General features: G+C 62.6%; 25 protein-coding genes. 16 read left to right on the top strand and 9 right to left on the bottom strand.

The window, feature by feature from the left end; genetic code table 11:
• Positions 1-7 precede the first annotated feature (7 nt).
• The 5 genes from J2887_RS16805 to lpxC all read left to right on the top strand — a co-directional run bounded on the left by J2887_RS16805 (position 8) and on the right by lpxC (position 5,506).
• Complete coding sequence (locus tag J2887_RS16805; protein ID WP_227172244.1) at positions 8-964, top strand: D-alanine--D-alanine ligase; 957 nt, start codon at positions 8-10, stop codon at positions 962-964.
• Positions 957-1,796 (top strand): cell division protein FtsQ/DivIB, encoded by an 840-nt coding sequence (locus J2887_RS16800; RefSeq protein ID WP_227172243.1) that lies wholly within the window; start codon positions 957-959, stop codon positions 1,794-1,796. The genes J2887_RS16805 and J2887_RS16800 overlap by 8 nt, the downstream gene beginning before the upstream one ends.
• Before the next feature lie 33 nt (positions 1,797-1,829).
• Positions 1,830-3,065 carry a cell division protein FtsA gene (gene ftsA, locus J2887_RS16795; protein ID WP_227172242.1) on the top strand — a complete coding sequence of 412 codons (1,236 nt, stop codon included), beginning with the start codon at positions 1,830-1,832 and terminating at the stop codon, positions 3,063-3,065.
• 112 nt (positions 3,066-3,177) lie between these two features.
• Positions 3,178-4,335, top strand: a complete 1,158-nt coding sequence (ftsZ, locus tag J2887_RS16790) for a cell division protein FtsZ (protein WP_227172241.1) — start codon at positions 3,178-3,180, stop codon at positions 4,333-4,335.
• 253 nt (positions 4,336-4,588) lie between these two features.
• Complete coding sequence (gene lpxC, locus J2887_RS16785; protein ID WP_227172240.1) at positions 4,589-5,506, top strand: UDP-3-O-acyl-N-acetylglucosamine deacetylase; 918 nt, start codon at positions 4,589-4,591, stop codon at positions 5,504-5,506.
• A gap of 11 nt (positions 5,507-5,517) precedes the next feature.
• On the opposite strand, the gene J2887_RS16780 is transcribed toward lpxC, so the two are convergent.
• Positions 5,518-5,964: a DciA family protein gene (locus J2887_RS16780; protein WP_227172239.1), complete on the bottom strand. Its 447-nt coding sequence runs from the start codon at positions 5,962-5,964 to the stop codon at positions 5,518-5,520.
• 310 nt (positions 5,965-6,274) lie between these two features.
• Here J2887_RS16780 and J2887_RS16775 point away from each other — a divergent pair, with 310 nt between their 5' ends.
• The 6 genes from J2887_RS16775 to ribA all read left to right on the top strand — a co-directional run bounded on the left by J2887_RS16775 (position 6,275) and on the right by ribA (position 13,638).
• The gene (locus tag J2887_RS16775; RefSeq protein ID WP_227172238.1) at positions 6,275-7,219 is read left to right on the top strand and encodes a M23 family metallopeptidase; all 945 of its coding nucleotides are present in this window, start codon (positions 6,275-6,277) and stop codon (positions 7,217-7,219) included.
• A gap of 187 nt (positions 7,220-7,406) precedes the next feature.
• Positions 7,407-10,154, top strand: a complete 2,748-nt coding sequence (gene secA, locus J2887_RS16770; RefSeq protein WP_227172237.1) for a preprotein translocase subunit SecA — start codon at positions 7,407-7,409, stop codon at positions 10,152-10,154.
• Between the two features lie 96 nt (positions 10,155-10,250).
• Complete coding sequence (argJ, locus tag J2887_RS16765; RefSeq protein WP_227172236.1) at positions 10,251-11,468, top strand: bifunctional glutamate N-acetyltransferase/amino-acid acetyltransferase ArgJ; 1,218 nt, start codon at positions 10,251-10,253, stop codon at positions 11,466-11,468.
• A gap of 2 nt (positions 11,469-11,470) precedes the next feature.
• Positions 11,471-12,409 carry a Nudix family hydrolase gene (locus tag J2887_RS16760; RefSeq protein ID WP_227172235.1) on the top strand — a complete coding sequence of 313 codons (939 nt, stop codon included), beginning with the start codon at positions 11,471-11,473 and terminating at the stop codon, positions 12,407-12,409.
• Between the two features lie 34 nt (positions 12,410-12,443).
• Positions 12,444-12,923, top strand: a complete 480-nt coding sequence (moaC, locus tag J2887_RS16755) for a cyclic pyranopterin monophosphate synthase MoaC (protein WP_227172234.1) — start codon at positions 12,444-12,446, stop codon at positions 12,921-12,923.
• 100 nt (positions 12,924-13,023) lie between these two features.
• Positions 13,024-13,638 (top strand): GTP cyclohydrolase II, encoded by a 615-nt coding sequence (ribA, locus tag J2887_RS16750; RefSeq protein WP_227172233.1) that lies wholly within the window; start codon positions 13,024-13,026, stop codon positions 13,636-13,638.
• Between the two features lie 37 nt (positions 13,639-13,675).
• On the opposite strand, the gene dxs is transcribed toward ribA, so the two are convergent.
• The 4 genes from dxs to J2887_RS16730 form a co-directional block, all read right to left on the bottom strand.
• Positions 13,676-15,616 carry a 1-deoxy-D-xylulose-5-phosphate synthase gene (gene dxs / locus J2887_RS16745; protein ID WP_227172232.1) on the bottom strand — a complete coding sequence of 647 codons (1,941 nt, stop codon included), beginning with the start codon at positions 15,614-15,616 and terminating at the stop codon, positions 13,676-13,678.
• 109 nt (positions 15,617-15,725) lie between these two features.
• On the bottom strand, positions 15,726-16,625 hold the full coding sequence (ispA, locus tag J2887_RS16740) for a (2E,6E)-farnesyl diphosphate synthase (RefSeq protein ID WP_227172231.1): 900 nt from the start codon (positions 16,623-16,625) through the stop codon (positions 15,726-15,728).
• Positions 16,625-16,879 (bottom strand): exodeoxyribonuclease VII small subunit, encoded by a 255-nt coding sequence (locus tag J2887_RS16735; protein ID WP_227172230.1) that lies wholly within the window; start codon positions 16,877-16,879, stop codon positions 16,625-16,627. Before J2887_RS16735 ends, ispA begins: the two co-directional genes overlap by 1 nt.
• Before the next feature lie 40 nt (positions 16,880-16,919).
• Positions 16,920-17,708 carry an NRDE family protein gene (locus J2887_RS16730; RefSeq protein WP_227172229.1) on the bottom strand — a complete coding sequence of 263 codons (789 nt, stop codon included), beginning with the start codon at positions 17,706-17,708 and terminating at the stop codon, positions 16,920-16,922.
• 99 nt (positions 17,709-17,807) lie between these two features.
• Here J2887_RS16730 and J2887_RS16725 point away from each other — a divergent pair, with 99 nt between their 5' ends.
• The 4 genes from J2887_RS16725 (at position 17,808) to folA (ending at position 20,841) form a co-directional block, all read left to right on the top strand.
• Positions 17,808-18,605: a sulfite exporter TauE/SafE family protein gene (locus J2887_RS16725; protein WP_227172228.1), complete on the top strand. Its 798-nt coding sequence runs from the start codon at positions 17,808-17,810 to the stop codon at positions 18,603-18,605.
• A gap of 65 nt (positions 18,606-18,670) precedes the next feature.
• Positions 18,671-19,456 carry a prolipoprotein diacylglyceryl transferase gene (lgt, locus tag J2887_RS16720; RefSeq protein ID WP_227172227.1) on the top strand — a complete coding sequence of 262 codons (786 nt, stop codon included), beginning with the start codon at positions 18,671-18,673 and terminating at the stop codon, positions 19,454-19,456.
• Entirely contained in the window at positions 19,456-20,295 is an 840-nt protein-coding gene (locus J2887_RS16715; RefSeq protein ID WP_227172226.1) for a thymidylate synthase, read from the top strand. The genes lgt and J2887_RS16715 overlap by 1 nt, the downstream gene beginning before the upstream one ends.
• 30 nt (positions 20,296-20,325) lie before the next feature.
• Positions 20,326-20,841 carry a type 3 dihydrofolate reductase gene (gene folA, locus J2887_RS16710; RefSeq protein WP_227172225.1) on the top strand — a complete coding sequence of 172 codons (516 nt, stop codon included), beginning with the start codon at positions 20,326-20,328 and terminating at the stop codon, positions 20,839-20,841.
• Here folA and J2887_RS16705 read toward each other — a convergent pair.
• The gene (locus J2887_RS16705; RefSeq protein WP_227172224.1) at positions 20,820-22,340 is read right to left on the bottom strand and encodes a DEAD/DEAH box helicase; all 1,521 of its coding nucleotides are present in this window, start codon (positions 22,338-22,340) and stop codon (positions 20,820-20,822) included. The genes folA and J2887_RS16705 overlap by 22 nt on opposite strands.
• 327 nt (positions 22,341-22,667) lie before the next feature.
• Between J2887_RS16705 and J2887_RS16700 the strand changes: the two genes are divergently transcribed.
• A complete protein-coding gene (locus tag J2887_RS16700) occupies positions 22,668-23,453 on the top strand; it encodes an acyl-CoA thioesterase (protein WP_227172223.1) in 786 nt (261 codons plus the stop codon).
• 33 nt (positions 23,454-23,486) lie between these two features.
• Here the strand turns inward: J2887_RS16700 and J2887_RS16695 are convergent, their stop codons facing one another.
• The 3 genes from J2887_RS16695 to J2887_RS16685 form a co-directional block, all read right to left on the bottom strand.
• Positions 23,487-24,386 carry a haloalkane dehalogenase gene (locus J2887_RS16695; protein ID WP_227172222.1) on the bottom strand — a complete coding sequence of 300 codons (900 nt, stop codon included), beginning with the start codon at positions 24,384-24,386 and terminating at the stop codon, positions 23,487-23,489.
• A gap of 121 nt (positions 24,387-24,507) precedes the next feature.
• A complete protein-coding gene (locus tag J2887_RS16690) occupies positions 24,508-24,756 on the bottom strand; it encodes a hypothetical protein (protein WP_227172221.1) in 249 nt (82 codons plus the stop codon).
• 120 nt (positions 24,757-24,876) lie between these two features.
• Positions 24,877-25,221, bottom strand: a complete 345-nt coding sequence (locus J2887_RS16685; RefSeq protein ID WP_227172220.1) for a hypothetical protein — start codon at positions 25,219-25,221, stop codon at positions 24,877-24,879.
• Between the last annotated feature and the right edge of the window lie 199 nt (positions 25,222-25,420).

The raw sequence follows: 25,420 nt of genomic DNA, 5'->3' as shown, positions 1-25,420 counted from the left end.
GAGTGATATGACAGTACAGGAATACCGCGTTGACGCAGAGACCCGAGCCGCCCTGGGGCGGGTCGCGGTCTTTATGGGCGGCGATTCGGCCGAGCGGGCGGTGTCCCTGAAAAGTGGTGAAGCGGTGTTGCGGGCGTTGCAGTCCGCCGGTGTGGACGCGTTTGCCGTCGACGTCCGCGGTTGTCTGCTGGAAACCGTGAAGGCCCCCGACTTTGACCGGGTGTTTATCGCTCTTCACGGTCGTGGCGGTGAAGACGGCACTTTGCAGGCGATCCTGTCTCAGGCGGGCATTCCCTACACCGGCAGCGAAGTGATGGCGTCGGCGCTGGCAATGGACAAGCTGCGCACCAAGTACGTGTTTGCCGGTTGTGGCCTGCCAACGCCAGGATTCCGGGTCATGGCGTCGGTCGACGATGCCGATACCGTGGCCCAGGCGCTGACGTTCCCGCTCAGTGTCAAGCCGTCGCGGGAAGGCTCCAGCATCGGCATCCGCAAAGTACGGGACCGGGACGAGCTGGCAGCGGCCTACCTGGCGGCCTGTGAGCACGATTCTCTGGTGCTGGTGGAAGAATGGATCGAGGGGCCGGAGTTCACCGTCAGCGTGCTGCAGGGGCGGGCGCTGCCGGCGATTGGCCTGAGCACCGATCACGAGTTCTACGATTACGACGCCAAGTATCTGGCAGGGGACACCCAGTATCGGATTCCCTGCGGGCTGTCGCCGGAGAGTGAGCTGGCACTCCAGCACCTGGCGGTGGAAGCTTTCCAGGTGGTTGGCTGCCGCACCTGGGGACGGGTGGACATCATGCAGGACCGCGAGGGTGAGTTCTGGCTGCTGGAAGTGAACACCTCGCCGGGTATGACCGATCACAGCCTGGTGCCCATGGCAGCCCGGGCGGCGGGTATCAGCTTTGAGGAGCTGGTGGTGAAAATTCTGCGGGACACGCTGGAGGAACGCGGTGCTTGAACGGGTGCTGGTGCGCGGACGCGCCACACCCCCCGAGCCACCACGGCGGCGGGGGGCAACCTCGCTGGACCCGGAGCCGGATCGGCTGGGCCCGCTGAGGGCGCTGCTGGGGGCGATTCCCTGGTTGCAGGTGGGACTTGGTACCACCGTCCTGCTGCTGGCGGCGATGGTGCCCTGGGCCACCGGTGAAGTGTTGGCGGCGATGGATCGCAAGATCATGGCCATCGATGTGCGCGGCGAGCTGGTGGGCGAGAACCGCAATGCCCTGGAGCGTCACGTAGGAGACTGGATCGGTCGGAGCTATTTCGCCACCGACCTGGCAGAGGTCAAGACCGCGCTGGAACAGCGCCCCTGGGTTGCCTCGGCGGCGGTTCGTCGGGTCTGGCCGGACCGGCTGGTGGTGGACGTTCGCGAACGCAAGCCGCTGGCGTACTGGAACCATGAACAACTGGTCAGCCGCACCGGCCGACTGTTTGCACCCGCCAACCGGGACGTCGCGGGCCGCCTGCCACTGTTGGCGGGGCCGGATGACCGGGTCCGGGACGTGATTGATATGGCGCGCCATCTGTCCGAGAGCCTGGCGGCAGAAGAGATCGGCTTTGCCGGTCTGGCACTGGAAGAGCGGGGGGCCTGGACCCTGCGGTTGGCAAACGGCATTGAGGTTGCTCTGGGGCGGGATCAGGTCGAGCAGCGTTTCGAGCGCTTCCTGACCGTTTACCGGGACCAGCTGGCACCGAGGGCGGACCAGGTCACACGAGTGGACGCCCGCTACAGCAACGGGGTTGCGGTGCAATGGAAACCGCTGGTTTCAGACTCGGGCAAGAACACATAGACGCATTGGCAAAACCACGTTTTGGTGAATTACATGTCATCGGTTGATACGGAAAATATGATTGTTGGCCTGGATATCGGAACCTCCAAGGTGGTTGCGATTGTGGGCAAGCGCAAGCTGGACGGCACCATCGAAGTCGTGGGCATTGGCTCGCATCCTTCCCGGGGTCTGAAGCGGGGCGTGGTGGTGAATATCGAAACCACCGTCCAGGCGATCCAGCGGGCCATCGAAGAAGCGGAGCTGATGGCGGGCTGCCGTATCCACTCGGTGTATGCCGGGATTGCAGGTAGCCATATCAAGAGCCTGAATTCCCACGGCATTGTGGCCATCCGCGACCGCGAAGTGACCCAGGCGGACATTGATCGGGTGATTGATGCGGCCCAGGCGGTGGCGATACCGGCGGATCAGAAGGTCCTGCACATCCTGCCGCAGGAGTTTGTTATCGACAGCCAGGAAGGCATCAAGGAACCCATGGGCATGTCCGGAGTACGTCTGGAAGCCAAGGTTCATCTGGTTACCTGTGCGGTCAATGCGGCCCAGAATATCGAGAAGTGCGTCCGCCGCTGTGGTCTGGACGCCGACGACATCATCCTGGAGCAGCTGGCGTCCAGCTATGCCGTGCTGACCGAGGATGAGAAGGAACTGGGAGTGTGCGTGGTGGATGTGGGTGGCGGGACCACCGACATTGCGGTGTTCACCGGCGGCGCGATCCGCCACACCGCGGTCATTCCGATTGCCGGCGATCAGGTCACCAACGACATCGCCATGGCCCTGCGGACACCGACCCAGAATGCCGAAGAAATCAAGATCAAGTATGCCTGCGCGCTGACCCAGCTGGCCGGCGCAGATGAGACCATCAAGGTGCCCAGCGTTGGTGATCGGGCACCCCGGGATCTGTCCCGTCAGGCCCTGGCCGAAGTGGTTGAGCCTCGCTATGAGGAGCTGTTCACTCTGGTCCAGTCCGAGTTGCGCCGCTCCGGGTTTGAGGACCTGGTGCCGGCAGGCATCGTGATCACCGGCGGTTCCTCCACCATGGAAGGGGTGGTGGAACTGGCCGAGGAAATCTTCCACATGCCGGTACGACTGGCCTGCCCGCAGGCCGTTGCCGGGATGACGGAGGTGGTCAACAACCCGATCTACGCCACTGGCGTCGGGTTGTTGATCTATGGCTTCCGCCAGATGGATCTGGGAGAGGAGCCCACGGTCAAGCAGGAGGAACAGCCGTCCCTGGTTGAGCGCATGAAAAACTGGTTTACCGGGAATTTCTGACGGGCCAGCGCTGTGCCGGAGGTCATGCCGGCAATACGAAGGTATCTCGAAAAAACAGAGACGAAAAAAATCAGTCGGGAACAGGCTGACAACAGTACGAAGGAGTAGGGGAATGTTTGAACTCGTAGATAATGTCCAGCAAAACGCTGTGATTAAGGTCGTCGGTGTCGGCGGCGGCGGTGGCAATGCCGTTCGCCACATGCTTAACAGCGACATCGAAGGTGTTGAATTCATTTGTGCCAATACCGATGCCCAGGCACTGACCGATATGGACCCCCGTCAGGTGATCCAGCTCGGTGGCAACATCACCAAGGGCCTCGGGGCCGGTGCCAACCCGGAAGTCGGGCGTCAGTCGGCACTGGAAGACCGGGACCGCATTGCCGAGTCCCTCAAGGGCGCCGATATGGTGTTCATTACCGCCGGCATGGGCGGCGGCACCGGTACCGGTGCCGCGCCGATTGTTGCCGACGTTGCCCGTGAGCTGGGCATCCTGACCGTTGCGGTGGTGACCAAGCCGTTCGTGTTCGAGGGTGGCAAGCGCATGAGCGTGGCCGAAGAAGGCCTGAAGGAACTGGAAGAGTGTGTGGACTCCCTGATCACCATCCCCAACGAGAAACTGCTGGCGGTGATGGGCAAGAAAACCAGTCTGCTGGACGCCTTCGCCTCTGCCAACGACGTTCTGCTGGGCGCGGTTCAGGGCATTGCCGACCTGATCACCCGCAACGGTATGATCAACGTCGACTTCGCGGACGTGAAGACGGTGATGTCGGAGATGGGCATGGCGATGATGGGTACGGCGCGTGCCACCGGCGAGAACCGGGCTCAGGAAGCCGCCGAAGCTGCCGTTCGCAGCCCGCTGCTGGAAGACATCAACCTGCAGGGCGCCAAGGGTATCCTGGTCAACATCACCGCGGGTATGGATCTCAACCTGGGCGAATTCTCCGAAGTGGGCGATATCGTTCGGGAATTTGCATCCGATTCGGCCACCGTCGTGGTGGGTACGGTAATCGATCCGGAGATGACCGACGAACTCAAGGTGACCGTGGTGGCAACCGGCCTGGGGGGCGATCGCGAGAAACCCACCAAGGTTGTGGACAATACCCGTTCCCTGGATGGGACAACCGATTACAATCAGCTTGACCGGCCGGCTGTTCTGCGCCGTCGCGCGGTTGCCAATGGCAATGTGGCGATGGAACAGAGCAAGGACAGCGAAGAGCAGAGTGTGGACTATCTCGATATTCCCGCATTCCTGCGTCGTCAGGCGGACTGATAGGGTGCTCACATTGCACCCTGTTTGCCCGTAGAAAAGTCAGTAGGGCCAAGGGTGGCAAGACCCCGCTGGGTTACCATCGCGGGGAGATTGCTGTCTCCGGGTTACCACTGATACCGGGTTTAATCGGGCAGACTGAATGCCTGCCGGTGGCCGCCGGCTGGTTAAATGGTATTCAGTTGCATTCTTTGATATCCTCTGGCCAGTTTTTTGCCCAGAAGATATCGACTTTTTGTTACGGGTATATTTACCGATGATCAAACAACGGACCCTTAAAAACACCATCCGAGCCACCGGCGTTGGCTTGCATTCGGGTGAGAAAGTGTACCTCACGCTGAAGCCCGCTCCGGTGGACTCAGGCATCGTATTCCGACGGGCGGACCTTGATCCGGTCGTCGAAATCCGCGCCTGCGCCGAGAATGTCGGCGAAACCATGCTGTCTACGACGCTGGTAAAGGACGGTGTCCGTGTGGCAACAGTAGAGCACCTGCTGTCCGCCATGGCGGGTCTCGGCATCGACAACTGTTACGTGGAACTGAGCGCGGCGGAAGTGCCGATCATGGACGGCAGTGCCGGTCCTTTTGTGTTCCTGCTGCAGTCTGCCGGTATCGCCGAGCAGGACGCTCCCAAGCGGTTTATCCGCATCAAGCGGGAAGTGTCTATCGAAGAAGGCGACAAGAAAGCCACCTTCCTGCCATTTGACGGCTTCAAGGTCAGCTTCGGCATCGATTTCGACCATCCGGTGTTCAAGGGCCGTGCCCAGACCGCGTCGGTGGATTTCTCCAGCACCTCCTTTGTGAAGGAAGTCAGTCGCGCCCGGACCTTCGGGTTCATGCGTGATATCGAGAAACTGCGGGCGATGAACCTGGCTCTGGGTGGCAGTGTCGACAACGCCATCGTGGTGGACGATTACAAGATCCTCAACGAGGACGGCCTGCGCTATGACGACGAGTTCGTCAAGCACAAGGTGCTGGACGCCATTGGCGATCTGTACCTCCTGGGCAACAGCCTGATTGGCGAGTTCCGCGGCGTGAAGTCAGGGCACGACCTGAACAACAAGCTGCTGCGCAAGCTGCGGGCCGAGCAGGACGCCTGGGAAGTGGTGACCTTCGAAGACGAGAGCACCGCGCCAATCTCCTATCTGAAACCAGTCCTGGCCGCCCAGGGTTGAGCCGGGAGGGCTCAATCCTTGGTATGACTGGCGAGCTTTTCGAGAACCTCGCGTAGTTTCCTATCCTTCGTGTGCCCGGCTTCCTCTTTGAGGAGCCGGGCGTTTTCGTTACTGAGAGTCTTGGCGTGACGCACGGTTTCCGCCGCGAAGCGTGCCGGAATCACCTTGACCTTGAACTTCCACACGAACTCCAGCACCGACTGTTCCCGCAGTGCCGCCATGATTTCATGTTGCCGGTAGCGCAACTGGGTGGCCACGGTGGCTGACTCTGCGCTGAGTGTCAGTTCGCCATCGAGGTAGCTGACAAAACGAACGCCGTGCTGCAGTCGCTCCGGAAGCGCTGCCAAAACCTGGCGTTCGACCTGGTGATGCAGTTCCGCTTTTGACAGCAGACTCCTCAGGGTCGGGCCCTGGCGAGTGGCGTTGGGGGTGAGATCCAGGCTGGCTTTTTTCTTCATTGTTCAGGTTTTGCTCGACGGCGTCCGTTACATTTGGTTACACTTCGGCACGTTTATTCAGTAGGTCCTGTATTACACTCGTTTTACATTGAGATGGGCGGGCGTGTCCATGGGGGCCAACTGATTGTTTCAGTCTTGGTTGTGCCGTTTCCCCGTGATGCCTCGCCAATGAGCGCCAGACTGCCTGCAACGGAGTGGCAAGGGGTGTCCTGCCCCGGTTTTTGCCACATACGCAGGCAGTTCCAGTTATCCAGTGGGAAACGCAACCAGCGGAAGGTGCAGCGGTTCCCGTATGAATCCAGAACATGACATGAATATTATCCTGGTCGGCAAGCGTCACGGACAGTCCCGTGTGGTTTCCCTCGGACTGCCAGCCGTCCTGCTGTTGGTGGTCGTCGGGGTGTCCCTGCTGGCGCTGGCGGTGTGGGCCGGCTATCAGGCTGGCGGCGGTGCAACGTTAGGGGCCCAGGCGCCGGTGGTGGTGACTTCACCGCTGGTGCGTGAGTGGCAGGGGCGGTTAAGCGAGCAGGATCAGCAGTTGGCGGACCTGCAGCGTCGCACCGCGCAACAGGTGGATGCCCTGACCCTGCGTCTCGGCCAGATGCAGGGGCGGTTGTTGCGTCTGGATGCCATGGGCCAGCGCTTCGTGGAATCCGGCCTGATTGCCAGCGAAGAATTCAATTTTGATCAGCCTGCGGCCGTTGGTGGTCCCGAAGACGCCCTGCCGGGAGAGTCTTTCTCCACGCCGGAGCTGACGGAGATGGTGGCACAGCTGGAGGCCCGAATCGCTGACCGGGAGCAGCAGCTGCGCCTGCTCGACTCGTTGATCTCTCACAAGCAGCTGGAAGACGAGCGCTTCGTGGCAGGTCGTCCGATCACTTGGGGCTGGCTGTCCTCCCGCTATGGCTACCGTTCCGATCCGTTCACCGGTCGTCGCACCTGGCATGGTGGCGTGGACCTTGCCGGCAAGGATGGCAGTGACATCATCGCCGTTGCCGCCGGGGTGGTGACTTACTCCGACAAGCGCAGTGGCTATGGCAATCTGGTTGAAATCGACCATGGTGATGGACTGGTTACCCGCTACGCCCACTGCAAGACCCTGAAGGTCCAGGTGGGTGATATTGTCGAGAAAGGCCAGGTGCTGGCATTGATGGGCAGCACGGGACGTTCCACCGGCCCCCATGTGCACTTTGAAGTGCTGCAGGACGGTAAGAGTCAGAACCCAGAGCATTACATCCAGCGCGCCAGTCGCTGACGGCACGCCAGCGGCCCACACGCTGGCGTGACCGCCTCTCCCCACCGCACTCCCTCCTTGCCGGAACTCCCCCGATGTGCCGGTTTTTGCGTGTCAGTCGCCGTTGCCGTCGGACCTGCCTTTTTTCCTTGTGCGAAATAAGGTTAGAATGCCGGCTCCCTACGTTTAATCAAAGAAGCAGTGGTCTATGTTCACGAAGCTTGCAACGAAGTTGTTTGGCAGTAAAAACGCCCGCGAAATCAAGAGAATGCGCAAGACAGTTACGCGTATCAATGAGCTTGAAGAGCAGTATGGGGCGTTGTCTGACAGCGAGTTGCAGGGTAAGACCGCTGAGTTCCGTCGTCGCCTGGACGAAGGCGAAGCCCTGGAGGCACTGCTGCCCGAGGCCTTTGCCACCGTGCGCGAGGCCAGCCGTCGCAGTATGGGCATGCGTCACTACGACGTTCAGCTGATCGGTGGTATCACCCTGCACGAAGGCCGTATCGCCGAGATGAAGACCGGTGAGGGTAAGACTCTGGTAGCCACCGCGGCGGTATACCTCAACGCTCTGCCAGGCAAAGGCGTGCACGTGGTGACGGTGAACGACTACTTGGCCCGCCGGGATGCAGAGTGGATGGGCAAACTGTACCGGTTCCTAGGTCTGCAGGTCGGGGTGATTGTTGCCGGCCAGTCTCCTGCCGAGAAGCGTGAAGCCTATCAGGCCGACATCACCTACGGCACCAACAACGAGTTCGGCTTTGACTACCTGCGGGACAACATGGCGTTCAGCACCGCGGACAAGGTCCAGCGCGACCTCCACTTTGCCATTGTCGATGAGGTCGACTCGATCCTGATCGATGAGGCTCGGACCCCGCTGATCATCTCCGGTGCCGCCGAAGACAGCTCCAAACTGTACCGCGAGATCAACGAACTGGTCCCCAACCTTGAGCGCGGTGAGGCGCCGGAGGACGGTGAGCCTACCGGTGATTTCACCATCGATGAGAAAAGCCGTCAGGTTGAACTGACCGAGTCCGGTCATGAGAAGGTTGAAGAGCTGCTGCTGCAGCGGGAAATGCTGAAGGAAGGTGAAAACCTGTACTCCGCCACCAACCTGGCGCTGCTGCACCACGTCCATTCGGCCCTGCGCGCCCACCATCTGTTCCAGAAAGACGTCGACTACATTGTCCAGGGTGGCCAGGTGGTCATCGTCGATGAGCACACCGGCCGGACCATGCCGGGTCGTCGCTGGAGTGAGGGGCTGCACCAGGCCATCGAGGCGAAGGAAGGGGTCAACATCCAGGCTGAGAGCCAGACCCTGGCATCCACCACCTTCCAGAACTATTTCCGTCTCTACGACAAACTGGCGGGGATGACCGGTACCGCCGATACCGAAGCCTTCGAATTCCGCCAGATCTATGGTCTCGATGTGGTGGTGATTCCACCCAACAAGACCATCCAGCGGATCGATTACAACGACCTGATCTACCTCACCCAGGAAGAGAAATTCCAGGCCATCATCGATGAGGTCAAGGATGTAACAGCCGAGGGCCGGCCGATCCTGGTTGGTACCGCCTCCATCGAGGCCTCCGAGCTGCTGTCCATGCTGCTGCGCAAGGCTCGCATCGAGCACAAGATCCTCAACGCCAAGCAGCACGAGAGTGAAGCCCAGATCATCGCCCAGGCTGGTCGTCCCGGTGCGGTGACCATTGCCACCAACATGGCCGGTCGGGGTACCGACATCGTGCTGGGGGGCAACTGGGAGTCGGAAGTGGCGGCCCTTGAGAATCCCTCGGAAGAGCAGGTCGCGAAGGTCAAGGCGGCCTGGAGCGAGCGCCATAACCAGGTGCTGGAAGCCGGCGGTCTGCACATCATCGGTACCGAACGTCACGAATCCCGCCGTATCGACAACCAGCTGCGGGGCCGGGCCGGTCGTCAGGGCGATCCCGGTTCTTCCCGCTTCTTCCTGTCGCTGGAAGACAACCTGATGCGGATTTTCGCTCCGGAACGGGTGAAGAACCTGATGCAGGCGATGGGCATGAAGAAGGGCGAGGCCATCGAGCACCGGATGGTGACCAACGTCATCGAAAAATCCCAGCGCAAGGTGGAAGGTCGCAACTTCGACATGCGTAAGACCCTGCTGGAGTATGACGACGTAGCCAACGACCAGCGTACGGTGATCTACGACCAGCGTAACGAGGTCATGGCGGCCGAGGATGTTTCCGACATGGTCCACACCATCCGCGAAGATGTGGTGGACAGCCTGGTGAGCGAGTTCATTCCGCCCCAGAGCATGCCGGAGCAGTGGGATGTGGCGGGCCTGGAGGCTCAGCTGCAGCAGGAGATGGCGGCCGAACTGCCGATCCAGCAGTGGCTGGACGAAGACAAGAAACTCCACGAGGAGACCTTGCGCCAGCGTATTCTGGAAGAGATCGTCAAGGTCTACGCCAGCAAGGAAGAGGTGGTAGGCGCCGAGTCCATGCGCAAGTTCGAGAAGCAGGTGTTCCTGCAGGTGCTGGATACGCTGTGGAAAGAGCACCTGTCCAACATGGATCACCTGCGTCGCGGTATCCACCTGCGGGGCTACGCCCAGAAGAATCCGAAGCAGGAATACAAGCGCGAAGCCTTCAACCTGTTTGAGACCATGCTCGACAGCATGAAACGGGATGTTGTTCGCATCCTCTGCCACGTCCGGGTACAGAGCCAGGAAGAGATGGAAGAGATTGAGCGTCGTCGCAAGGCCGAGCTGGAGCGGGAACTGGCCTCTGCCCGCCTGCGCCATGACGAAGGCAGTGCCACGGCGGCGGCCCAGCAGCCGGAAGGTGAGCGTGGCGGCGACCAGTCCGGCCAGGCGACACCGGAAACCTTCGTGCGCCAGGAGCGAAAGGTGGGGCGAAACGAGCCCTGTCCCTGCGGGTCTGGCAAGAAGTACAAACAGTGCCATGGCAAAGTGAGCTGATACAGACACAAGCTGGCGTTACTGGACCCGCACCCTGGCATCGCCAGGCTGCGGGTTTTTCGTTTACAGACACCCATCAGTTACAGGAGAGAGAGCATGGCGGTAGGTCCGGGTACCTTGCCTGAGTTTGCGCCGGTTGGCGGCGTTCGTCTGGGAGTGGCCAGTGCCGGGATCAAGACCCCCGGGCGCCAGGATCTGGTGGTTTTCGAGCTGGCGGAGGGCGCCCGGGTAGCCGGCATCTTCACCCAGAACCGCTTCTGCGCCGCGCCGGTACGGGTTGCCCGCGAACACCTGCAGCTGGGCCAGCCCCGCTATCTGGTGATCAATACCGGCAACGCCAACGCCGGCACCGGCGCCCAGGGTATGGCGGATGCTAGGGCGACCTGTGAGGCGCTGGCGCAGGCTGCCGGTGTGGCGCCCAGCCAGGTGTTGCCGTTCTCCACCGGGGTGATTGGTGAGCCTCTGCCACTACAGCGACTGGTGTCGGCGTTACCGGCCGCGCTGGCCAACCTGGATCAAGGTGCCTGGGCGGAGGCGGCGGCCGGAATCATGACCACCGACACCCGACCCAAAGGGGCATCGACGCAGGTCACCCTGGGTGATCGGGTGATCACCATCTCCGGGATCAGCAAGGGCGCCGGCATGATTCGCCCCAACATGGCCACCATGCTGGGCTTCATCGCCACCGATGCCGACATCGAGCCCGGCCTGTTGCAGACGCTTGCCAGTGAGTTGGGGGATCAGTCCTTCAATCGCATCACCATCGACAGCGACACCTCCACCAACGACGCCTGCATGCTGGTGGCGACCGGTGCCGCCGGCGGTGACAGCCTGACTGCGGACAGTGCGGAGCTGAGCGTCTTCCGCGAGGCCCTGGCACAGGTGTACCTAGAGCTGGCCCATGCCATTGTCCGCGATGGCGAGGGGGCAACCAAGTTTGTCACCCTGGAGGTGAGTGAGGCGGCCACCCAGGAAGAAGCCCTGGCCGTAGCCTACACCGTGGCCCACTCGCCACTGGTGAAAACCGCGCTGTTCGCCTCCGACCCCAACTGGGGGCGAATTCTCGCCGCGGTTGGCCGGGCCGGTATCGACGATCTGGACCTGGACGCCCTGGAGATCTGGCTGGGGGATGTCTGCCTGGTGCGAGACGGCGGCCGGGCTGCGGACTACAGCGAAGCCCGTGGCCAGGCGGTGATGGATCGGGAGGAGATCACCATCCACATCAACCTGCGTCGGGGTGAGGTGTTTGAGCGGGTCTGGACCTGCGATTTCTCCCATGACTACGTCACCATCAACGCTGAGTACCGGACCTGAGCATGAAAGAGGTTCATGTTGCGGTTGCGGTGATCTACCGACAGGGGCGGGTACTGATTGCCCGCCGCCCGGACACCGCCCACCAGGGTGGGCTGCTGGAGTTTCCCGGTGGCAAGGTGGAGCCTGGTGAGAGCGTCCAGATGGCACTGGTACGGGAGATTGATGAAGAAACCGGACTCAAGGTGCCGCCGGCGTCCCTGCAACCGGTGATTGGCATCCGCCACGACTATGGTGACAAGCGGGTGTTCCTGGATGTCTGGCGCACCGACGCGGCCGAAGGGGAGGCCCATGGCCGCGAAGGTCAGCCAATCCAGTGGCTGGCACCGGATCAGCTCCGGGATGAGGATTTTCCCGCCGCCAACCGCCCAATCATTCGGGCCCTGCGGTTACCCTGCCAGTTGGCCATCACCGGCGGCTTCGACGACGTCGAGCAGGGCGTCGAGCGGCTCCGTCAGCAGCTTCAGCACCAGCCCGGGATGGTGGTGTTGAGGGCGCCCTGGCTTTGCGCCGAGGACTACCAGGCGTTTGCGGCCGCGGCCCAGGAGGTGTGCCGCAAGGCCGGTGTCACGCTGCTGGCACACGGTTCGGCGAGTTGCCTGCAGGGGCTTGCCGTCGATGGCCTGCACCTGCCCTGGCGGGAAGCGGCCGGTCTGGACGAGCGTCCGGTACCTGCGTCTTGCTGGCTTGGCGTATCCTGTCACGATGAGGCGCAACTGGCCCACGCCATCGCGTTGGGGGCCGACTTTGTAACCCTGGCGCCGGTACAGCCGACCCGGACCCATCCGGACGTTGCCGCGATGGGCTGGGCCCGGTTCCAGGCCCTGACGGCCGCGGCGACGGTGCCGGTGTATGCCCTTGGTGGCCTGGGGCCGGACGATGTGAGCCAGGCCCGGGAGGCTGGCGGCCAGGGCATCGCCGGTATTGGCTATTGGTGGCGTTGAGCTGCCCTGAGACTCTTCGAACTGAGGTATTACTGTGACTAAACTGACCCACCTGGACGACCAGGGCCAAGCCCGCATGGTCGATGTGACCGACAAACAGGTCACCGAGCGTGAGGCCTGTGCCGAAGCGCTGATCCGCATGGCGCCCGCTACCCTGGCGATGATTGTCGATGGCGAGCACCCCAAGGGCGATGTACTGGCGACCGCACGCATCGCCGGCATCATGGCGGCGAAGAAGACCCACGAACTGATTCCACTGTGTCATGCCCTCAACCTGACCTCGGTCAAAGTGGTGCTGACGCCACAGCCGGAGGTCTCGGCGGTGCATATTGAGGCCCGCTGCAAGCTCGCGGCCCGGACCGGGGTGGAAATGGAGGCGCTGACGGCCGCCAGCGTGGCGGCATTGACCCTCTATGACATGTGTAAGGCGGTAGACCGGGGCATGGTCGTGGAGCAGGTCCGGCTGCTGGAAAAAAAGGGTGGGCGCAGCGGTCACTGGCGCGCCGACGATTGAGGCCGGGCCGGTGAGCCGCTTGACGATGAGCGGTGGCTGCGCGTGAGGCCGCCGTTCTGCTAAAATGCCCGGCTTACCGCATTAACCACGAGGATTTACTGTGGCCGTTCGCTACGTTCAGACCTGCCGGCTTCCCACCCCTTTTGGTGTCTTCGACATGCATGGCTTCGAGGAACCGGACACTGGCAAGGAGCATATTGCCCTGACGTTGGGGGAGCTCGACCGTAGCGAACCAATGCTGGCCCGCACCCATTCCGAATGCCTGACCGGCGACGCCCTCTACAGCATGCGTTGTGACTGCGGCTACCAACTGGAAGAAGCCCTGCGCAGCATCGCCCGGGAAGGTCGGGGCATCCTGCTGTATCTGCGCCAAGAAGGTCGTGGCATCGGGCTGCTGAACAAGATCCGCGCCTATCATCTGCAGGACCAGGGCGCCGACACGGTCGAGGCGAATGAGAAGCTGGGGTTTGCCGCCGACCTGCGGGATTACAGCATGTGCAAGGACATGCTTGACCACCTCGGTATCCGCAGCCTGCGGCTGATGACCAACAACCCCCGCAAGGTTGCCGCGCTGACGTCCTACGGCATCGACATTGCCGAACGGGTTCCCCTCCACGTTGGTCGCAACCCTCACAACGAAGGCTACCTGGCTACCAAGCAGAGTAAGCTGGGACACTGGCTGGAAACCCATCAGGACGACGATCCCGAAGGCTAGTCGGGGTATCGGCGGGGCCGTAGGCCCCGTCGGGAATCTATCTCACCGCCTGCAGGGTCTGGCCCTGGGGCAGGCTGTCGAGGCGCCGTTCGATGGCCTGGCGGATGCCGTCGGCGTCGAGGCCGCATTCGCTGAGCAGCTCGCCGTGTTTGCCGTGATCGACAAAGCGATCCGGCAGGCCCAGTTGCAGCAGGGGCTGAGCCAGGCCCTGTGCCAGCAGGAATTCACCTACCGCACTGCCGGCGCCGCCGGCAATGACGTTCTCCTCCACCGTGACCAGCAGGTCATGGTTCTCCGCCAGTGCCAGCACCAGAGCCTCGTCCAGCGGTTTAACGAAGCGCATGTCCGCCACGGTGGCATCCAGCGCCTCGGCGGCCTGCTCGGCGGCACTCAGGCGGGTGCCGAAATTGAGGATGGCAATGCGCTTGCCTTCCCGCCGCATCCGGCCTTTGCCCAGGGGTAGGGGGGTCAGCGTCTGCTGCATGTCGACGCCGGGGCCGGTGCCCCGGGGGTAGCGCACGGCTGCAGGGCCGTCGTGCATCAGGCCGGTGTGCAACAGCTGGCGGGTTTCGTTCTCGTCCGCCGGCGCCATCACCACCAGGTTGGGAATGCAGCGCAGGTAGCTGAGGTCGAACGCGCCAGCGTGGGTGGGGCCGTCTTCGCCGACCAGGCCTGCCCGGTCGATGGCGAACAGCACGTCCAGATCCTGGATGGCGACATCGTGGATCAGCTGATCGTAGGCCCGTTGCAGGAAGGTGGAGTAGATGGCCACCACCGGCTTGGCGCCGTCACAGGCCAGGCCAGCCGCCAGGGTGACCGAGTGCTGTTCGGCAATGGCAACGTCGAAATAGCGGTCCGGAAAACGCTTGGAGAACGCCAGCAGGTCGGACCCTTCACACATTGCGGGGGTGATGCCAACCACCCGGGCATCCTGTTCCGCCGCGTCGCACAGCCACTGGCCAAAGACGTTGGCGTACTTGGGCCGGGGCGCCGGCTTGTTGGGTTTTTCCACCACCTGGGGTTTGCTGGCCGGTGCCGGTTCGATCTTGTTGATGGCGTGGTAGCCCACCGGATCGGCCTCAGCGGGGGCAAAGCCCTTGCCCTTCTTGGTGACCACATGCAGGAACTGGGGGCCTTCTAGGGCGCGGATGTTCTCCAGGGTGTCCACCAGCAGCGGCAGGTCATGGCCATCAATGGGGCCGATGTAGTTGAAGCCCAGCTCCTCAAACAGGGTGCCGGGGGCAATCATGCCCTTGAAGTGCTCTTCGGTCTTGCGGGCCAGCGCCTTCAGCGGTGTGCCTTCCAGCAGTCGTTTGCTGCTGTCGCGAACCTGATTGTAGGTGCGACTGGCCAGCAGCTTGGCGAAGTAGTTGGACAGGCCGCCAACGTTGTGGGAAATCGACATGTCGTTGTCGTTGAGGATCACCAGCATATTGGCCCGCAGGTGGCCGGCGTGGTTGAGCGCCTCGAACGCCATGCCGGCGGTCATTGCGCCATCGCCGATCACCGCGATGCTGCGGCGTCCGGTGTCCTGCATCCGGGCGGCAATCGCCATGCCTAGGGCGGCACTGATGGAGGTGCTGGAGTGGCCGACGCCAAAGGTGTCGTACTCACTCTCGGCGCGCTTGGGAAAGCCCGCGAGACCACCCTTCTGACGAATCGTGCCCAATTGTTCGCGGCGGCCGGTGAGGATCTTGTGAGGGTAGGCCTGGTGGCCCACGTCCCACACCAGGCGGTCGTCCGGGGTGTTGAACACATAGTGCAGGGCTACCGTCAGCTCCAGCACCCCCAGGCCTGCTCCGAAATGGCCGCCGGTCTGGCCGACCGACCACAGCAGGAAGGCGCGCAGTTCCCGCGCCAGCTCGGGCAACTGGGCAGCGGACAGCTCGCGCAGTTGGTCTGGGGTGTCAATCCGGTCCAGCAGCGGCGTGTTGGGGCGCTGCGGGGGGATTTCCTTGAATGTGTATGTATCCTGCATCCGCTTGGGTCTTTTCCGCGTGGTTCTGCTACCGATGGTAGTGCTATGTGGGGGCGATTGATACCGCCGTATTATACGGGATGGCCGCGCCCTGGATCGATGGTATCGATCAGTGGCTGCGGCTCACCACGAAGTCGGCCATGGCCCTCAGCGGGTCGGCTTCTGTACCGCAGTCTGCCAGAGCGTCCTGGGCCTGGGTCAACAGGTCCCGGAGGTGGGAGCGGGCGCCGTCCACACCCAGCAGGGCGGGGTAAGTGGGCTTGTCCCGGGCAGCGTCTGATCCCTGGGGTTTGCCGATCACCGCGGTGTCGCCCTCGATGTCCAGCAGATCGTCCTGGACTTGAAAGGCCAGCCCCAGGGCGCGGGCATAGCGGCTCAGCGCCGGCAGTCGCTCGCGGGCGTGGTAGCCGGCGGTGAGGGCGCCAATGCGAACGCTGGCTTCGATCAGGGCGCCGGTCTTGTGGCGGTGCATGGTTTCAAGGTCGTCCAGCGACAGTGCCTTGCCGACGGACGCCAGATCGATCGCCTGCCCTCCCACCATGCCGCTCTGGCCGCTGGCCCGGGCCAGTTCCGCCACCATCTTCAGGCGGGTGTCGGCATCGAGCTGCGGGGCATTGGCCAGCCATTCGAACGCGGCGGTCTGCAGGGCATCGCCAGCGAGGATGGCGGTGGCTTCGTCGAAGGCAATGTGGACGGTGGGGCGCCCGCGCCGCAGATCGTCGTCGTCCATCGCCGGCAGGTCATCGTGTACCAGCGAGTAGGCGTGGATTGCTTCAATGGCGCAGGCCGGTACCAGCGCTTCCTCAACGCTGTTCCCCACCACCTGGGCGGCGCCCAGGCATAGCGCCGGACGGATGCGTTTGCCTCCTCCCAGCAGGCTATAGGCCATGGCTTCGCGCAAGCGGGCCGGCGCGGCGCTGGCCTGATCCAGCAGGCGGGTCAGCTCGGCGTCAACGCTATCCTGGCAGGAACCCAGGAACACCAGGGTATGGTCCGTGTTCTGTTCCATTAGGCGTTCTCGTCGGGCTTGAACGGTGTCGACTGGAGGCTGCCGTCTTCCAGCTGGACCAGTTGCTCAATACGCTGTTCTGCGGCTTTCAGGGCCTGTTGGCAGTCCCGGGTGAGCTTGACGCCCTGTTCGAAGGCGCCGAGGGATTGTTCCAGCGACAGTTCCCCCTGTTCCAGGTCTCGGACCAGGCGTTCCAGTTCGTTGAGGGATTTCTCGAAATCGGCAATCGAGGTGGTGCTTGGCTGATCGGCCATGGTGCCGGCTCTCCCATTGCTCAGGCGGTTTTTCGCGGGATTATATCAGAGGTTCCCGCTGCCAGCAGAACTGTCGCCGCTGGTCGGGGTGGCCATCGGGGCGCCAGCTCTGTTCGGTCACCGTCACTTCGCCGTCACGGCGGACAGTAACAATGGTGGTGGCGCGGGTGCCGTAGTGCTCCCCCACGATGAAAGGGGACGACAGAAAGCGCTCGGTAGCCAGGCCAACGCCGGTGTCCGGCAGGGCGTGATCCGGTGCCGGGGTCTGGTCCTGCAATGGTCGGATCAGCCGCTGGTGCAGGCCGGAGGTGTCATCCGCCGGTGCCAGCATCAGGGTGGTCATCACCGCCTGGCGTAATCGCAGCAGCTTGGGCCAGGGGCTCTGGAGCAGGTGGTTGCTGAGACCGTAGCTGGCCCGGTGTAATTGGCGGCCGGGGTGAGCATCGCGGTTGCTGTAGTACCAGCCCTGGTCCAGCCGCCCCCCGGTGCCCAGCACCACTAGGTTGAAGCCGCCGTAGTCGGTGCCGTGCTGTGCCAGGTGGGTGCGGATCGCCTCGGTGCTGGCGAGCGCCTGCAATGGCAGCTCGCCACGGCTCAGCCGGGCTGGCTCCGGCGTGCCCTCCCGAACATTGGTGACCGCCGCCACGCGGCCATCGGCCGTCACTGCCAGCCAAGTGCCGCCGGCCTGCAGGTCGCGACCGGCGAGGACGCCTGGCTCGGGCCACCAGTCCATGGCGGCGGTGGGGCGCTGATGGAACTCGTCCCGGTTGGCTGCCACCACCAGCGGGTAGTCGGGGTGTTGTCCCAGGGCAAAAGCGATCAGGCACATAGGGCGTCCTTTTGTAACGGCCGGCGGGATGCGGAATGTGTTCTCGACAGCGCTTGTGTATCATACCAGCCTTGTTTTTTCAGGCGGGATGATCGACCAATGTCGCTGCTGGTTCTGTTTGCTCTCTATCTCGGCCTGGGCGCCCTGGCCGGCACCCTGGCGGGGCTGTTCGGGATTGGTGGCGGTCTGGTGATCGTGCCGGTGCTGATCTTCAGTTTCGGGCTTCAGGGTGTGACCCCGGATGTGGCCGCGCACCTGGCGGTGGGAACGTCGCTGGCGACCATTGTGTTCACGTCCATCAGTTCGGTGCGTACCCACCACGCCAAGGGAGCGGTTCGCTGGGATCTGTTCCGACCGATGACGGTGGGCATCGTACTGGGGGCGGTGCTCGGTGCCTGGACCGCTTCACTATTGTCCGGTGCGGCCTTGGAACTGATCATCGGGATCTTTGTCATCCTGGTGGCGCTGAAAATGTTGCTGGAGGTAAACCCCAGTCCCAGTCGTGATGTGCCGGGTGGTACGGGGCTGGGGGCTGCCGGCGCCGGCATTGGCTGGGCCTCGGCGATCTTCGGTATTGGCGGCGGAACCCTGACGGTACCATTTCTGAGCTGGTGCAATGTGCGTATGCAGCAGGCGGTGGCCACCTCGGCGGCCTGCGGTCTGCCGATTGCGGTTGCCGGTGCGCTCACCAATCTGGCGACCGGCTGGTCCCAGCCCCAGTTGCCTGAGTACAGCGTGGGCTATGTCTATCTGCCGGCACTGCTTGGCATTGTGTTGACCAGCGTGTTGTTCGCCCGGGTTGGCGCCAATCTGGCCCACCGGCTGGATGCCCGCCTGCTGAAGCGGATCTTCGCGCTGCTGCTGATCGTGGTGGGCGTGCGCTTCCTGTTTCACTGAGACCTGATCACCGGCCGGCTGTCGTCTGGCCTGACCCATTTATCTGCTGACAATTGAGGTAATCGATGCTTCGTCATCCCCAGTTTGATCCGGTCGCCATCTCTGTGGGGCCCCTGAAAGTGCACTGGTATGGTTTGACCTATCTGGTGGGCTTCCTGGTGGGCTGGTGGCTGGGGCGGCTGCGTACCCGTAAGCCCTGGTCTCCCCTCAATGAGGAGCAGATGGGGGATCTGCTGTTCTACATCGCCCTGGGGGTGATTCTCGGCGGCCGGTTCGGCTATGTGGTGTTCTACAACTTTGACCAGTTCCTGGCCGATCCGCTGTGGCTGTTCCGAGTCTGGGAAGGCGGCATGGCATTCCACGGTGGCCTGTTGGGGGTCATGGTGGCCATGTGGTGGTATGCCCGCAAGATTGGACGCACCTTCTTTGAGCTGGCGGACTTCGTGGCGCCGCTGGTGCCGGTGGGTCTGGGGGCCGGCCGCATCGGCAACTTCATCAATGGTGAGTTGTGGGGCCGCCCCACGGATGTGCCCTGGGGCATGGTCTTTCCCCAGGCGCCAGACCTGCTGGCGCGGCATCCTTCCCAGCTTTACCAGTTTGCGCTGGAAGGAGTGGCGTTGTTCATCGCGCTGTGGTGGTTCTCTTCCCGTAAACGGCCGACGATGGCGGTGTCTGGCCTGTTCCTGGTGCTGTACGGCTGTTTCCGGATTCTGGTGGAGTTTGTGCGCCAGCCGGATGCCCAGCTCGGTTATCTTGCGTTTGACTGGTTGACCATGGGGCAGTTGCTGTCGCTGCCGATGATTCTGGCCGGCCTGGGCCTGATTGTATTTGCCTATCGGAGAAACACCTGATGAAAGCCTATCTCGAACTGATGCAGGACGTGGTCGACAATGGAACCGACCGGGGCGACCGCACCGGCGTTGGCACCCGCTCGGTGTTCGGCCGCCAGATCCGCTTTGATCTTGCCGAGGGCTTTCCGCTGGTCACCACCAAGAAGGTCCATCTGCGCAGCATCATCTACGAGTTGCTGTGGTTCCTTAACGGCTCGACGGACAACACCTGGCTGAAAGAGCGGAAGGTCTCGATCTGGAACGAGTGGGCGCTGGAGAATGGCGACCTGGGACCGATTTACGGCAAGCAGTGGCGTAGCTGGCAGTGCCCCAATGGCGAGGTGGTGGACCAGATCAGTGATGTTATCGAGCAGATTCGCAGCAAGCCCAATTCCCGTCGGCTGATTGTGTCGGCCTGGAACCCGGCGGAGCTGCCGGATGAAACCATCGCCCCTCAGACCAACGTTGAGCAGGGGCGGATGGCGCTGGCGCCATGCCATTGCCTGTTCCAGTTTTATGTGGCGGACGGTCGTCTGTCGTGCCAGCTATACCAGCGCAGCGCCGACCTGTTTCTGGGCGTGCCCTTCAACATCGCCTCCTACAGCCTGCTGACTCACATGATTGCGCAGCAGTGTGATCTGGAGGTGGGGGAGTTTGTTCACACCTTCGGTGACTGTCACCTGTACCAGAACCATCTCACCGACGACATCGTGTTCGAACAGCTGGGACGGGAACCCCGGGCTTTGCCGAAGCTGGTGATCCGCCGGCGGCCGGACAGCATTTTTGACTATCAGCTGGATGACTTCGAGTTCGAGGGTTACGAACCCTGGCCGCTGATCCGTGCTCCGATTGCCATTTAGTGGTGTAACTGAAAGAACCGAGAGATTGATATGAGAACTGCCCTGATCGTCGCCATGGCCCGCAACCGGGTGATCGGCCGCAACAACGCCTTGCCCTGGTACCTGCCGGGTGATCTGCGTTACTTCAAGCAGGCCACCATGGGCAAGCCGATCATCATGGGACGCAAGACCTGGGAATCCATTGGGCGGCCCTTGCCGGGACGGCTGAATGTGGTGATTTCCCGGAATCCGCAGTGGTCCGCGCCGGAAGGCATTCCCACCGTGCGCTCACTGGCCGAGGCGCTGGTCAAGGCCGAAGCCCAGGCGGAGCTGGAGGGGGGTGACGAGGTGATGGTGATTGGCGGCGGCCAGATCTACGCCGAGGCGTTGCCGCAAGTGGATCGGATGTACATCACCCAGGTGCACGCGGACGTGGAAGGTGATGCCTGGTTCCCGGAAGTGGACTGGGATCAGTGGGAGGAAATCGGACGGGAGGATTTCTCCGCGTCCGATAACAACCCTTACGACTACAGCTTCGTGGTGTATCAGCGCCTGCGGTCGGACTGACGACCGCCGTTGCTACCACCGCCACTCTTGCCTTTGTAGCCGTCGGGGCGACCACGACCCTTCGGCCCTTTCTTGAAGCCAGGCTTCTGACCCGGACGCGGACCACGGCGCTTGTCGTGGGGGCGACCGCCTCCACCCTGTTTGCGGCGCGGTGCCGCAGAGGGAATCGGCAGATCCGCCGGTTGCTCCAGTGGCAGCAAGCCGGGCTGACCCGCCTCCATGCCGCAGGCCAGTGCCGCGGCGAGCATGGCAATGTCCATGTCATTCCGCTCGGCGATGTCATCCAGCAGCGCCATGGCCTTGGCCAGTTTGGGGTCTTCCACAAAACCCAGCAGCTGGCTTTCAAACTGCTGTTCCCGCAGCTTCAGCAGATCCGCCGGTGACGGCAGCTGGTAGGCCTCCATCGGTGAGTTGGTGGCGCGCTCCAGGGTGCGCAACCAGCTGCGTTCCCGTGGGGTGACCAGCAGGATGGCCTTGCCGCTGCGACCGGCGCGACCGGTACGGCCTACCCGATGGATGTACGCTTCGCTGTCGTAAGGCACGTCGTAGTTGATGACGTGGGTGATGCGGGGGACATCCAGGCCGCGGGCGGCGACGTCGGTGGCAATGACGATGTCTTTCTTGCCCCGTTTCAGGTCTTCGACCGTCTGCTCGCGCTGGCGCTGGTTGAGATCGCCGTTCAGGGGCGCAACCGCATGGCCGCGGGCGGACAGCTTGTCGGCCAGCAGCGCGGTTTCGGCCTTGGTGCGCACGAAGATGATGGCGGCGTCGAACGGTTCCACTTCCAGGATGCGGGTGAGGGCATCAAGCTTGCGTTCGGCGTAGACCGGCAGCATGAACTGGGAGATCCGCTCGACGGTGCGGGTCTGGCTCTCGATCTTAACTTCCTGGGCGTCGCTGAGGTAGGTCTGTGCAACCTTGCGAATCTGCGGCGGCATGGTGGCGGAGAACAGCGCCCGCTGGCAGTCCGCCGGGGTGGCGGCCAGGATGGCTTCAACATCGTCGATGAAGCCCATTCGCAGCATCTCGTCGGCTTCATCCAGCACCAGTGCCTTGATGCGATCAAGCTTGAGGGTGCCGCGACGCAGGTGGTCCAGGGTCCGACCCGGGGTGCCAACAATTACCTGGGCGCCACGCTTGAGGGCCTTGAGCTGGGGATAGAAATCCTGCCCGCCGTAGATCGGCAGAACATGGAAATCGCGGAACCGGCTGGCGTAGCTGTTGAACGCTTCGGCAACCTGAATGGCCAGCTCCCGGGTTGGCGTCAGCACCAGGATTTGGGGGTGATTGCTGGAGGCGTCGATACGGCTCAGCAGCGGCAGTGCGAAGGCTGCGGTCTTGCCGGTACCGGTCTGGGCGATGCCCAGCAGGTGTTTGCCGCCCAGCAGGATCGGAATGGACTGGGCCTGGATGGGCGACGGGGTTTCGTAGCCAATGGCCGTGACGGCCTCGAGAACGGCCGCATCAAGGCCAAGCTCGGCAAAGGATTCTGTAGACATCAAATTACTCGGAAGTGGAGGGGGCGCCGCAGGGTGGGCGCACGCATCGATTTCATTATAGCGGTTTTGGCCGCTTTTATATATGAATGACCCCTTGGTAACCATAGGTAGATGCCGGGGCCGGCTTGCCCTGGGCGGTGCGGTCGGTCATTCTGGCCGGCCCTTCAGTGGCCGTAGGCCCTTGGTGTTGGGGCCAAATCAGTGTTAGAGGCGGAGGTCGTGAATCCCGACCCCAACGTAGTACTTGCTGATCCTAATGTAGTTCATATTGATCCTAGCGTAGTACAGGTTGACCCTAACTTAGTTCAGGTTGAAGAGGAGTGTGTAATGCAATTTGATGAACTGCTTACGGCGGCGGGTTCCGGGGAGCTGGTGTTTCCTGCCAGCTGGGCCCAGGGGCGGGCAACCTTCGGAGGTCTGGTGGCTGCGGTGGTGGCCCGACAGATGCAGCAGGCGGTTACCGGGGACCGCGCCATGCGAGCCCTGCAGATCTCCTTTGTGGGTCCGGTGGCGGCGGATGAGCCGGTACAGATCGAAGTTGAGGTCCTGCGAGAAGGCAAGGCAGTGAGTCAGGTGCAGGGGCGGATGTTGCAACAGGGTGAGGTGCGGTTGGCCATGTTGGGCAGCTTCGGTGGCTCACGGGCGTCCGCTGTTGCCGTTGCGGGCGATCGCGCACCCGAGGTGGCGTCCCCTGACGGCCTGAAGGCACTGCCGCACCTGCCGGGCATTACTCCGGATTTCATTCAGCATTTGGACATGCGCTGGAGCTTTGGCGGCTTGCCTTTCTCCGGTAGCGACAGCCGGGAGATGGGCGGCTGGATGCGTTTCCGGGAGCAGCCCGAGGCGCTGACCGATGCTCACCTGGTGGCGCTGGTGGATGCCTGGCCGCCGGCGCTGTTGCCACATCTGAAGCAGCCGGCACCAGCCAGCTCCCTGAGCTGGACTCTGGAGTTCGTTTACCCGCGGCCGACGCTGGCACCGGACGACTGGCTGCTGTACCGCGCCAGCATCGATCAGGCGGCGGCCGGGTACGGTCACACCCAGGCGCAGATCTGGAGTGCGTCGGGCGAGTTGGTGGCGTTGAGTCGCCAGACGGTTACGGTGTTTGGCTAAGGCCGGTCGGCCCGAAGAGAGTGGCCGCCGGTATCAGGCGGCCAGTTCCGGTCGACAGGCATCGTTGATGATGCGGGCGAACGCCTCCGGGGCATCCTCCTGCAGAAAGTGGCCGCCGCGCAGGGTGATGTGGGGCTGGCCATGGGCACCGGGGATACGGCGCTGCATGTAGCGATCGTTGCCCCGGCTGATCGGGTCGCCGTTGCTGAAGCAGGTGATGAACGGCTTGTGCCAGCGTTCCAGCTGTTTCCAGGCGGCCTGATTGGCGGCCACCGCCGGGTCGTTGGGGGACGATGGAATCAGTTTGGCGAACGCCCGCGCGCCGGCCTTGAACTCGCTGCTGGGGAACGGCGCCTCGTAGGCGGCCAGCTCCTGGGCGCTGAGGGTACGGCCAGTGCCGAGCTGCACCATGCGACTGATCGGGAACCAGGGGCTGTAGGTGGCAAACGCTTTCCACAGTGAATACGACGCCGCTGGCCGCTGCTCGCCGGTGGGTAGCATGCCGTTGCCAATAATGATGCGTTCAAAGCGGTGGGGCTGCTCAGCCACCAAGCGCAGACCCAAGAGTGACCCCCAGTTCTGACATACCAGTGTCATGTTGTCGAGGTTCAATGCATCCAGCCATTGGTTCAGCCATTGCATGTGTCGCTCGTAGCTGTAGTCAGACAGGTTGGAGGGTTTGTCGGACTTGCCGAATCCGATCAGGTCTGGGGCCAGTACCCGGTGGCCCGCGGCCGCCACAGGGGGGATCATGTGGCGGTAGATGTAGGACCAAGAAGGCTCACCGTGCAGCATGACAACCGGCGCCGCGTCACGGGGGCCCTGATCCACGTAGTGCATCCTCAGACCCGGTTCAACTTCGAGGTAGTTGGGTGTGAACGGGTAGTCCGGAAGGCCGGTAAAGCGGGCCTCGTCGGTTCTCAGAATACGCATGCCATCGACTGTCCTGACTGAGTGGTTGCGTGACCGGACACTCCGGCCAGATATCAATCAGGATATAGCAGCTGAGAACGCTTAGTGTTTGGTTTGCGTAACAGTGCGTTGGCCGTTTGATTCAAGATGCGATTTGCAGCAAAACGTCTGGATTTTCCAGCTTGGACAGGGCTGAATCGCAGCAATTGACGGCACCGCAATCGTCGGCCGAACACAGGGCGATGGTGTTGCAGGGAATCTGGTAACGGTCATCGCCGTCGTTGGCAAAGATCCGTGCGCGGGACAGTGTTGAATGGCAATGGCCGCACTGCAGGGTGGGAACAGCGTTCCCCTCGACCAGAATGGCCTCGAAATACTCTTGTCTATCCATTGTTTTCCTCCTCTGGATTGTCCACATTACTCGCGCAATGTGACAATTTTCCTTCTATTACTGATTCTAATAAGTACCGCTCTCCCTTATACCACGGGGGTGATGGTTTCGGATTACATCTCAGTCATCCTGGCCTGGCACGGGGCGCCGGTTGGAGCGCTTGTCGTCCCAGTCCAGTTCCTTGGGGTCATACCACCCCAGGCCATCCAGCACCTTGTCGCGGGTGCCGGCGGACAGCGTTGGCCACAGCGCCTGAAAGTCCTCCAGGCCCAACTCCCGCTGCCGGCTCTGCTTGCTCTGCAGGCGCCGGACAATGCGGGGCAGGTGCAGGGCGTCGCCCAGCTGGCCCGGTACCAGAACATCCTGCCCCAGGACCTTGCGGCGATGGCGGCGGGCGGCCAGCACCTGGTTCAGGGCCAGGGCCGCCTCAAGCGCTGTGTCGATGTTGAAATCCGTGGCTTCCAACGAAGGAACCCCTTTCTGACTCGGTCATCGGGAACCGGCGCGCAGCAAATCGGACAGGTCATTATCCGAAACGTTCACGACCTGATGTTCCCGGGCAACAACCTTTCACTATAACCCCAATGGCGGTGTTGTTGCCAAGTCGCCGTCCTGGCGCTGGTGCCTTTGGTGTTTGATCCGTTACTCTGTCCGCCGGCTCCGC

The sequence above is a fragment of the Marinobacter sp. CA1 genome, from assembly GCF_020546665.1.
Taxonomy (GTDB): domain Bacteria; phylum Pseudomonadota; class Gammaproteobacteria; order Pseudomonadales; family Oleiphilaceae; genus Marinobacter; species Marinobacter xestospongiae.
This window is presented reverse-complemented; position numbering and strand designations above follow the sequence as displayed.

Bases quoted from the DNA above. Each gene is read 5' to 3' on its own strand.
- J2887_RS16715 (WP_227172226.1), top strand. From the start codon at position 19,456: ATGAAAGCCTATCTCGAACTGATGCAGGACGTGGTCGACAATGGAACC.
- J2887_RS16775 (WP_227172238.1), top strand. From the start codon at position 6,275: ATGAATATTATCCTGGTCGGCAAGCGTCACGGACAGTCCCGTGTGGTT.
- J2887_RS16760 (WP_227172235.1), top strand. From the start codon at position 11,471: ATGAAAGAGGTTCATGTTGCGGTTGCGGTGATCTACCGACAGGGGCGG.
- ftsZ (WP_227172241.1), top strand. From the start codon at position 3,178: ATGTTTGAACTCGTAGATAATGTCCAGCAAAACGCTGTGATTAAGGTC.
- argJ (WP_227172236.1), top strand. From the start codon at position 10,251: ATGGCGGTAGGTCCGGGTACCTTGCCTGAGTTTGCGCCGGTTGGCGGC.
- J2887_RS16705 (WP_227172224.1), bottom strand. From the start codon at position 22,340: ATGTCTACAGAATCCTTTGCCGAGCTTGGCCTTGATGCGGCCGTTCTC.
- secA (WP_227172237.1), top strand. From the start codon at position 7,407: ATGTTCACGAAGCTTGCAACGAAGTTGTTTGGCAGTAAAAACGCCCGC.
- J2887_RS16700 (WP_227172223.1), top strand. From the start codon at position 22,668: ATGCAATTTGATGAACTGCTTACGGCGGCGGGTTCCGGGGAGCTGGTG.
- folA (WP_227172225.1), top strand. From the start codon at position 20,326: ATGAGAACTGCCCTGATCGTCGCCATGGCCCGCAACCGGGTGATCGGC.
- ispA (WP_227172231.1), bottom strand. From the start codon at position 16,625: ATGGAACAGAACACGGACCATACCCTGGTGTTCCTGGGTTCCTGCCAG.
- J2887_RS16780 (WP_227172239.1), bottom strand. From the start codon at position 5,964: ATGAAGAAAAAAGCCAGCCTGGATCTCACCCCCAACGCCACTCGCCAG.
- dxs (WP_227172232.1), bottom strand. From the start codon at position 15,616: ATGCAGGATACATACACATTCAAGGAAATCCCCCCGCAGCGCCCCAAC.
- ftsA (WP_227172242.1), top strand. From the start codon at position 1,830: ATGTCATCGGTTGATACGGAAAATATGATTGTTGGCCTGGATATCGGA.
- lgt (WP_227172227.1), top strand. From the start codon at position 18,671: ATGCTTCGTCATCCCCAGTTTGATCCGGTCGCCATCTCTGTGGGGCCC.
- J2887_RS16695 (WP_227172222.1), bottom strand. From the start codon at position 24,386: ATGCGTATTCTGAGAACCGACGAGGCCCGCTTTACCGGCCTTCCGGAC.
- J2887_RS16730 (WP_227172229.1), bottom strand. From the start codon at position 17,708: ATGTGCCTGATCGCTTTTGCCCTGGGACAACACCCCGACTACCCGCTG.
- lpxC (WP_227172240.1), top strand. From the start codon at position 4,589: ATGATCAAACAACGGACCCTTAAAAACACCATCCGAGCCACCGGCGTT.
- J2887_RS16690 (WP_227172221.1), bottom strand. From the start codon at position 24,756: ATGGATAGACAAGAGTATTTCGAGGCCATTCTGGTCGAGGGGAACGCT.
- J2887_RS16805 (WP_227172244.1), top strand. From the start codon at position 8: ATGACAGTACAGGAATACCGCGTTGACGCAGAGACCCGAGCCGCCCTG.
- J2887_RS16735 (WP_227172230.1), bottom strand. From the start codon at position 16,879: ATGGCCGATCAGCCAAGCACCACCTCGATTGCCGATTTCGAGAAATCC.
- J2887_RS16725 (WP_227172228.1), top strand. From the start codon at position 17,808: ATGTCGCTGCTGGTTCTGTTTGCTCTCTATCTCGGCCTGGGCGCCCTG.